Below are 2,479 nucleotides of genomic sequence, written 5' to 3'. Positions count from 1 at the left end.
ATCTGAGGGTCCGCGACTGAGGGTCGCGGGCTGGAGAGGATCACGACTGATGACTTCAACTTCTTCTGCTTTGCCGGCGATCGCGGATTCTCCCCAGTGTCGATCATCGAAGTTCCCCAGGTGATCGGCTGGGTGGGGTGTGGCTGAGACTACGTGCTGCGGCTCGCGTTGACGCTCTTGCGGAGGTTGTCGGCGCGGGCGCGGTGGGCGCGCATGCGGTAGCTCTCGCCGTCGATGTTGAACACGACGGAGCGGTGGAGGAGCCGGTCGAGCATGGCGATAGCGACGGTGGGGTCGTCGAAGATCTGCCCCCAGGAGGCGATGCCGAGGTTCGTGGTCAGCACCGTTGATGACTTCAGGTAGCGCTGGGTGATGACCTGGAACAGAGCGGCGGCGGCTTCGGAGGCGAGGGGCAGGTAGCCGACCTCGTCGATGATGAGCAGGCGCGGCCCGGCGAAGAACCGCATCGTGGTCGCCCACCGCCCTTCGAGGGCGGCGCGGTGGCATCGTGCCGCGAGGTCCGCGGCGGTCGTGTAGTAGGTGCGGTAGCCGGCGTCGACGGATGCGTGGCCGAGACCGACGGCGAGCATGGTCTTGCCGACGCCGGGCGGCCCGATGAACAACACGTTGGTGGCGTCCTCGAGGAAGCGGAGGGTGGCGAGCTCGTCGACGAGCTGGCGGTCAACCGATGGTTGGGCGTCGAAGTCGAAGTCGGCGAGCCGCCATGGCGCGGGCAGCGACGCGAAGCGGGTGAGACCGGCGTGACGTCGGGCTTCGGTGGCGGCGACCTCGATGTCGAGGAGCCGTTCCAGGAACGCGGTGTGGCCGAGCTTGGCCGCCGCGGCGTGGTCGAGCTCGCCGGGTAGCGCTTCGGCCGCGGCGCCGAGCCGCAGGTAGGCGAGATGCGAGCGGAGCTTCTGGTAGGTGGAGTTCTCGCTCATGACGCGCCCTCGGCGAGCTCGGCGTAGGCGGCCAGGTCGACCACGACGGGCCGGCCTTCGTTGCCGAGCAGCGCGGCTGCGGCGGCGAGGGCTTCGGGGCCGGGTGGACGGTTGGCCTTGCGGTCACAGGGCCGCTCGGTGGTGAAGGCGGAGAGCACGACACGCTCGAGGGCGGCGTGGTGCTCAACGCTGCGCACGATGCTCCCAGCACCGGGCGGCGCGAGCCGGTGCGCGGCCAGCAGGCCGCCGACGGGCGAGTGGATCTCGACGGTCGCCGAGCCCAGCCGGTGCCGCAACGACAGGTTCGCGTCGGTGAGCCCGGGTGGGACCGAGTAGCGGTTGCCTCGGAACGCGACCGTCGCGTTGGCGGCGACGACACGAGTGACCTCGATGGTCGCGGGGAACGCGGCAGCGGGCAGCGCCAGCAGCGGCTCGGTGTCGCCGAGCACACCGACAGTCGTCTTGAGGCCGGTCGCGGTGCGCCGTTGGCGGGCGTCGCCGGGACCGGCGAGGAAGCGGTCCAGGGACAGCTGCGCCTCCTCCGGGGTGGCCGCGGTCATGGTCCGCCACCACCGCCCGCACGTGAAGCGCACCGCGGCTTCGACCGCGCCCTTGCGGTTCCCGCGCCGCGGTGGGCACGGCTCCACGATCGCGCCGTAGTGCTTCGCCACCGGCGCGAACGACGGCTGCACGTCACGGGAGCCGGGCACGATCACCGTCGCCAGCCGGTCCGTGCGCCATATGCGGGCGGTGCCGCCCAGACGGCGCATCACGGCGTCCATCGCCTCGACGAGGTGCGCCTGGTCGAGCGACTCGGCCAGCACGCCGCGGGTGCGGCTCGAGTGCGGCAGCGTCCCGAGCAGCACGAAGGCGGTGCCGCCCCACGGTGCCCGGCGCCTCTCGAACCAGTCCCACTGGATCTCCTCGCCCGGCGGGTGCTCGATGTCGATCGAGTCGCGGCCCTTCACCCCCGCGCACGCCTCGCAGTGCGGCCGCAGCCCGCGCTGACGGACCTGGCGCACGAAACTCGGATAGGACCGGGCGTAGCCGAGAGCGACGACCTCGTCGAACAACGACGTCGCCCACAGGTGCGGGTCATCAACGAACCGCGCCCGGATGTAGACCTCGAAGTCGGCCAACGGATCAGCAACCGCGGTGACCCGAACGCCGGGCAGGCGGTCTCCGTTCAAGTAGGAGCGGACCGTCTTGCGGTCTCGCTCGAGATGACGAGCGATAGCCGAGATCGACCAGCCCCGTTCCTTCAACGCGTGAGCTTCCACGTCTTCTCCCTGTGTGAGCATGGGGAGCGGGGCTCCTTCGAACTGGTCGGCGTCAGAACCGCCAGCGTCGATGGAGCCCCACCCCGATCGGTGGACCTTCTGCAAGGCCCACCCAGCCACTCAGGGGTGGGGAATTTCAGTGATCAGGTCTGGGGAGTTCCCGGTGATCGCCCGCAATCTTGGCGAGCAGCCTGCGCAGGTATGTGCCTGACAGCTTCCCGGGGTACAGAGCTCGGCCGATATGGCTGAGTGCATGCC

The 2,479-nt window shown here is 70.1% G+C and carries 2 protein-coding genes; both read right to left on the bottom strand.

All coding sequences use genetic code 11. The features are described from left to right. Window positions 1–149: 149 nt before the first annotated feature. Window positions 150–941: an IS21-like element helper ATPase IstB gene (gene istB, locus ACRDSQ_RS17960; RefSeq protein WP_431422634.1), complete on the bottom strand. Its 792-nt coding sequence runs from the start codon at window positions 939–941 to the stop codon at window positions 150–152. Next, window positions 938–2,242 (bottom strand): Mu transposase domain-containing protein, encoded by a 1,305-nt coding sequence (locus tag ACRDSQ_RS17955; protein ID WP_431422632.1) that lies wholly within the window; start codon window positions 2,240–2,242, stop codon window positions 938–940. The genes istB and ACRDSQ_RS17955 overlap by 4 nt, the downstream gene beginning before the upstream one ends. Window positions 2,243–2,479: the final 237 nt, after the last annotated feature.

It is taken from the genome of Actinokineospora sp., from assembly GCF_050699995.1.
In the GTDB taxonomy this organism is placed as follows: domain Bacteria; phylum Actinomycetota; class Actinomycetes; order Mycobacteriales; family Pseudonocardiaceae; genus Actinokineospora.
Note: the sequence above shows the minus strand (reverse complement) of the source record. Positions and strands in the feature narration are given on the sequence as shown.

Excerpts from the sequence above, each read along its gene's own strand:
- istB (WP_431422634.1), bottom strand. The coding sequence starts at position 941 with ATGAGCGAGAACTCCACCTACCAGAAGCTCCGCTCGCATCTCGCCTAC.
- ACRDSQ_RS17955 (WP_431422632.1), bottom strand. The coding sequence starts at position 2,242 with ATGCTCACACAGGGAGAAGACGTGGAAGCTCACGCGTTGAAGGAACGG.